This is a genomic window from Phaeovulum sp., from assembly GCF_041596715.1.
Lineage (GTDB): Bacteria > Pseudomonadota > Alphaproteobacteria > Rhodobacterales > Rhodobacteraceae > UBA6213.
This window is the reverse complement of the sequence record NZ_JBFHIA010000197.1, coordinates 1-5901: the sequence shown is the minus strand read 5'-3', so window position 1 is coordinate 5901 and position 5901 is coordinate 1. Positions and strand designations below refer to the sequence as shown.

At 61.1% G+C, this 5901-nt stretch carries 4 protein-coding genes and 2 pseudogenes; 3 read left to right on the top strand and 3 right to left on the bottom strand.

The window, feature by feature from the left end; translation table 11 throughout:
- Positions 1-606 (bottom strand): annotated as a pseudogene (locus ABY403_RS12585) (class I poly(R)-hydroxyalkanoic acid synthase); the annotation flags it as partial.
- Between the two features lie 93 nt (positions 607-699).
- On the opposite strand from ABY403_RS12585, the gene phaZ reads away from it, so the two are divergent.
- Positions 700-1965 (top strand): polyhydroxyalkanoate depolymerase, encoded by a 1266-nt coding sequence (gene phaZ, locus ABY403_RS12580; protein ID WP_372841169.1) that lies wholly within the window; start codon positions 700-702, stop codon positions 1963-1965.
- Between the two features lie 72 nt (positions 1966-2037).
- Here phaZ and ABY403_RS12575 read toward each other — a convergent pair whose 3' ends face one another.
- Positions 2038-2775, bottom strand: a complete 738-nt coding sequence (locus ABY403_RS12575) for an alpha/beta hydrolase (RefSeq protein ID WP_372841168.1) — start codon at positions 2773-2775, stop codon at positions 2038-2040.
- A 117-nt stretch (positions 2776-2892) separates the two neighbouring features.
- Between ABY403_RS12575 and thrS the strand changes: the two genes are divergently transcribed.
- Entirely contained in the window at positions 2893-4839 is a 1947-nt protein-coding gene (gene thrS, locus ABY403_RS12570; protein WP_372841167.1) for a threonine--tRNA ligase, read from the top strand.
- Between the two features lie 190 nt (positions 4840-5029).
- Complete coding sequence (locus tag ABY403_RS12565; protein WP_372841166.1) at positions 5030-5236, top strand: cold-shock protein; 207 nt, start codon at positions 5030-5032, stop codon at positions 5234-5236.
- 61 nt (positions 5237-5297) lie between these two features.
- Here the strand turns inward: ABY403_RS12565 and ABY403_RS12560 are convergent.
- Positions 5298-5901, bottom strand: a pseudogene (locus ABY403_RS12560) (acyl-CoA synthetase); the annotation flags it as partial.

Genomic DNA, 5901 nt, shown 5'->3' with positions numbered 1-5901 from the left:
CTTGCTCGCCTCGATATCGGCCACCAGATTTTCCAGCCCCCGCACAAGGCTTGCGCCCTCGGTCGCCACGGCGCGCTCTAGTGCATCGGGGTTGGTGGCCAGAAAGTTCGTCGGTGCCATCATGTCGATGATCTGGCGTGTGAAATAGTCAACGCGCTTGCGGTCTACGGGCTCCAACCCCTCGATCTTGGCGACGGCGTCTTCGATCGCGCGGGAAGAAATGAGGTATTGCTGCTTGATGAAGTTGAAATAGGGGTTGCTGTCCCAAAGCGGGTTGGCAAAGCGGCGGTCTTTTGGCCCGGTATCCTTGGGCGGCTCCAGCTTCCCCTTGGCCAGCACCTGCTGCGCCTCGACATAATGCTTAAGCGACTGCCCCCAGAAGTTGATCTGCGTCTCAAGCAGTTTCGCGGGGTTTTCCATCCACTCTTTCAACAGCGCCGAGCTTGCCTTGATGTAAAGATCGTTGCCCGGCCCCTCGAGCGAGGGGTTCGGTGCCCGTTTTTGCGCCAATGCCGCTACCAAACGCTGAGACAATGCCTCGACCCGGGCAAGATTTTCGGTCAATTGCTGCGATGCAGCAAGATTCCCGTTCTCTCCCGTTGTCATAGCCATATTTCCTCCCTATCCTCTAACGTAACATAATGCCGCAGGGGTCCAAGGGTAAAGCCACGTTTGGGACCGGCCGCGTCAGGAGACATAATGAAGGGCATGATAAGCTACGACCTGATGGAGACCATCAGGAACACCAACGAATGGATGGGTGCCTCGGCCCGCGCCATGGCCTCTTACCCCGCATGGGGGCTTGTGCCGCATCCAATGTTCAAGGTGATGTCTGCCTGGGGCCGGGTGACCGAACGCAGCTTCGCGCGCATGGTTATCAAACCCGACTGGGGCATCCGCACCATCACGGGTGCAGACGGGCGCGATCATCTGGTCAATGTCGAAACCTTGGTTGACCGCCCCTTCGGCAGCCTCGTGCATTTCAACGTTGCAGGGCGCGCCCCGATGCAGCGGCGGGTGCTGCTGGTGGCACCGATGTCGGGTCATTACGCAACCTTGCTGCGCTCGACCGTCGCCAGCCTTCTGCCCGATGCCGAAGTCTACATCACCGATTGGCACAACGCGCGCGACATCCCGGTTTCCGAAGGCAAGTTCGACGTCGAGGATTACACGCTCTACCTTGTCGAGTTCATGCGCCACCTCGGGTCTGACATCAACGTGATCGCGGTCTGCCAGCCCGCACCGCTTGCGCTTGCCGCCACCGCCTATCTGGCCGAAATCGAACCCGCCGCGCAGCCGCGCACCCTTACGCTGATCGGCGGCCCGATCGACCCAGACGCGGCCCCAACCGAAGTCACCGATTTCGGCCGCCGCGTGACCATGGGCCAGCTAGAACACCTCGTCATCCAGCGTGTCGGCTTCAAGCACAAGGGCGCGGGTCGGCTTGTCTATCCGGGGTTGATGCAGCTTGCCTCGTTCATCTCGATGAACGCCGAAACGCACGGCAAGGCGTTCGCTGAAAAAATCAGCGCCGAAGCCAAGGGCGAGGGGTCCGAACGCGACAAGCACAACATCTTTTATGATGAATACCTGTCGGTCATGGACATGACCGCCGAGTTCTACCTTTCCACGGTCGAGCGTATCTTCAAAGGCCGTGAAATTGCGGAAAACCGCTTCACCGTTGCGGGCCGTCAGGTCGATATCGGTAAAATCACCGATGTCGCGGTAAAAACCGTCGAGGGCAGCAAAGACGATATTTCCGCCCCCGGCCAATGCGCCGCGGCACTCGATCTGCTTACCGGCCTGCCGCCCGAAAAGAAGGCTGGCTACATCGAAATGGGCGCGGGCCACTATGGCATCTTCGCAGGCCGCAGCTGGCGCGAAAACATCCGCCCGCTGGTGCTGAACTTCATCGACCAGAACGCGGGCGCAGAACCCAAAACGGCATCGCTCCGCGCGGTCTGAACCCGCCTTGCACCTTGCAGCAAAGGGCGGCCCATCGGCCGCCCTTTCGCATTGCCAAGATGTCGTCGGCCCCTACTCTGCCAGTTCCGTCACCGCCGCCTCGATCAGCCGCAGACACTCCGGCGTCGAAAAGCGGTGGTCAGCCCCCTTCACCAGCGTCAGCCGAATGTCCGGCCCATCGGCATGCGCCAACAGCCGCAGCGCCACCGATTGCGGCACGTCAGCATCGGCGGTGCCCTGCAACAAGCGCACGGGCATTGGCAAAGGCAGCGGAGTGCGCAGCATCAGATGCTCGCGCCCGTCCTCGATCAGGCGGCGCGTGATGACATAGGGCTCATCGGAATATTCCGATTGCAGTTCCACCCGCCCGTCGCGTGCAAGCACAACGCGCTGCGCCGCGTCGAACTCGGCCCACATTCCGTCTTCGGTAAAGTCGGGGGCGGCGGCCACCAGCACCAATCCGGCGATCCGCTCTGGCATCGCGCGCGCCAGCAACAGCGCAATCCAGCCGCCCATGGACGAGCCTACCAGCACTTGCCGCCCCTTGGTCAGCGCCAGCGCCGCCTCGGCATCCTGCAACCAGTCGCCTATGCAACCATCCTCGAAAGCACCATCCGAAGCGCCGTGGCCAGAATAGTCGAAACGCAAGAACGCACGGCCAGCCGCCGCCGCCCAAGCCTCTAGCGCCAGCGCCTTGGTGCCCTGCATGTCCGAGCGGAACCCGCCCAGAAACATCACCCCCGGCTCGCGCCCAGCACTTTGTTCATAGGCAATCCGGCGGCCCTGCGGCGAAGTCATAAATCTGCTCATCTTGCCCTTCCTTGCCGTTGGGGGCGGTGTTGACTTGCCCCCGAAATCTTCTTACCACCTGCGCCATAACCCGCAACCGGGCGTGCCGTAGGCGCCAAACCGACGAGGAGGACCCAGATGTCCCAGATTTCCCTGACTTTCCCCGATGGCAATTCACGCAGCTATGACGCGGGCGTAACCCCCGCGCAAGTGGCAGCCTCTATCGCGCCATCGCTGGCCAAGGCCGCAATCTCGGCGCAGGTGAATGGCAAGCACTGGGATCTGGCTTGGCCACTCACCGAAAACGCCGCCATCGCGATCAACACGATGAAGGATGACGCGCCCGCGCTAGAACTCATCCGCCACGACCTCGCCCACGTCATGGCCCGCGCGGTGCAAGAGCTTTGGCCCACGGTCAAGGTCACCATCGGCCCGGTCATCGAAAACGGCTGGTATTACGATTTCGACCGCGCCGAACCTTTCACGCCCGAAGACCTCGGCGCGATCGAGGCGAAGATGCGCGAAATCATCAACCGCCGCGATCCGGTCACCACCGAAACCTGGGACCGTGCCCGCGCCATCGCCTATTACGAGGCGCAGAACGAACCCTACAAGGTAGAACTGGTCGGCATGATCCCCGAGGATCAGCAGATCCGCATGTACTGGCATGGCCACTGGCAAGACCTTTGCCGCGGCCCGCACCTGCAACATACCGGCCAGTTGCCCGCCGACGCGTTCAAGCTGATGAGCGTGGCAGGTGCCTACTGGCGAGGCGACAGCACGCGCCCGATGCTGCAACGCATCTATGGCGTTGCGTTCAAAAACCGCGATGCGCTCAAGGCGCATCTGACCATGCTGGAAGAGGCCGCCAAGCGCGACCACCGCAAACTTGGCCGCGAGATGGAGCTGTTCCATCTGCAAGAAGAAGCCCCCGGAATGGTGTTCTGGCACCCCAACGGCTGGCGCATCTATCGCACCTTGCAGGAATACATGCGCCGCAGGCTTGAAAAGGCGGGCTACCGCGAGATCAACACCCCGCAGGTGGTGGACCGCGTGCTCTGGGAACGCTCGGGCCACTGGGAGGCCTACCGCGAGAACATGTTCATCGTCGAGGTTGACGAAGAAGGTGCCAAGGAAAAGCGCATCAACGCGCTAAAGCCGATGAACTGCCCCTGCCACGTGCAGGTTTACAACCAAGGCCTGAAATCCTACCGCGACCTGCCGCTACGGCTGGCCGAGTTTGGTTCGTGCCACCGCTACGAGTCTTCGGGTTCGATGCACGGGCTGATGCGCGTGCGCGGCTTCACGCAGGACGATGCGCATATTTTCTGCACCGAAGATCAGATCGGTGCCGAATGCGTGGGCTTCATCACCCTCTTGGCAAGCGTTTACAAAGACCTCGGCTTTGACGGATTCGAGATCAAGTTTTCCACCCGCCCAGACGTGCGCATTGGCAGCGACGAAACTTGGGACAAGGTTGAAGGGATGCTTGAAACCGCCATCAAATCCGCGGGCGTGCCCTACACGATCGACCCCGGTGAAGGTGCGTTCTACGGGCCGAAGCTCGACTTCAAGCTGACCGATGCGATCGGGCGCAAATGGCAGTGCGGCACGTTTCAGGTAGACCCGAACCTGCCCACGCGCCTCGGTGCCGAATATATCGGTGAAGACGGTGCCAAGCACCGCCCCTACATGCTGCACCGCGCCATTCTCGGCTCGTTCGAGCGTTTCATCGGGATTCTCATCGAGAACTACGCGGGCAAGCTGCCGTTCTGGTTGGCACCGCGGCAAGTGGTCGTGGCCTCGATCGTCTCGGATGCCGATGACTTCGTGAACGAGGTGGTTGCGGCACTGCGCGAAAAGGGCATCCGCGCCGAGGCCGATACGCGCAACGAGAAGATCAACTACAAGGTGCGCGAACATTCGGTCGGCAAGGTGCCGGTGATTCTAGCGGTGGGCATGAAAGAGGTCGAAGAGCGGACGGTTTCGATGCGCCGTCTGGGCGATCCGCAAAGCCGATCACTCGCGCTACAAGACGCGCTCGCAGAACTTGTGGCCGAGGCCCTGCCCCCCGACCAGCAATAGGGGGTAAGCGGGCAGATCGGCCCCGTTAACCCTTTTTTGTTGATTTTCTTATCGGATGCGGCATCATTTTGTGGCGATGCTGCTGCCTTTCTTCCCGCCTACCCTATCAGGGCCAGCCGGAATACCTGAAAGACCCGGCTGCACGGCCCCAAGCATAGTGCTTGGGGTACACTGAGTATGGAGACGCTGGATGGCCACTGGCACTGTGAAATGGTTCAACGCAACTAAAGGGTTTGGTTTCATTGCCCCTGACGACGGCGGCAAGGATGTGTTTGTTCACGTCTCGGCGGTCGAGCGCGCGGGGCTCAAGGGCCTCAACGACAATCAGAAAGTCGCTTACGAATTGCAGTCTGGGCGCGATGGGCGTTCATCGGCTGGCGATCTGAAACTGCTCTGATCCCAACCAAAGTTGTGCTTACGAATGGCCCGCGCCTCATGCGCGGGCCATTCTCGTTGGCTTACTTCGCCCAATCCCAAGGGGTCGTGAACTCGCCCATCTTGGCGGCAAGCGCCGCCTCATCGACATCGCCAAGGCGGTGCAAATGCGCGACAAGCCCACGCTTCTTGTCCTCGGTGACAGAGGCCACATTGGCGGCAAAACCCGCGGTGGCCAGCGCATCGTTAAAGACGCGGGTGATCGCGCGCTTGCGCAGATCGGGCTTGAAAATCTTGCCAACGCCGGTTTTCGGCAGCTCTAGCATGATTTCGACGTGCTTTGGCACCGCCGCGCGTTCGTGGATATGGCTGCGCGCGTGCTCGGTCAATTCCGCCACGGTGACATCGGCACCCTTGACCAGTTCGACATAGACGCAAGGCAATTCGCCCGCAAAAGCATCTGGCTGGCCGATCGCCCCGGCAAGCGCCACCGCCGGATGCGACATCATCGCGTCTTCGATTTCGGCTGGGTCGATATTGTGGCCGCCGCGAATGATCAGGTCTTTCTTGCGCCCCGTGATCCACAAATAGCCATCGGAATCTAGCCGCCCAAGGTCGCCGGTGCGCAGGAAACGATTTTCCGCGAACAGGTCGTGGTTCTTGTCTACCTCGGTATAGGTCGAACCT

Bases quoted from the DNA above. Each gene is read 5' to 3' on its own strand.
- ABY403_RS12565 (WP_372841166.1), top strand. From the start codon at position 5,030: ATGGCCACTGGCACTGTGAAATGGTTCAACGCAACTAAAGGGTTTGGT.
- ABY403_RS12575 (WP_372841168.1), bottom strand. From the start codon at position 2,775: ATGAGCAGATTTATGACTTCGCCGCAGGGCCGCCGGATTGCCTATGAA.
- phaZ (WP_372841169.1), top strand. From the start codon at position 700: ATGAAGGGCATGATAAGCTACGACCTGATGGAGACCATCAGGAACACC.
- thrS (WP_372841167.1), top strand. From the start codon at position 2,893: ATGTCCCAGATTTCCCTGACTTTCCCCGATGGCAATTCACGCAGCTAT.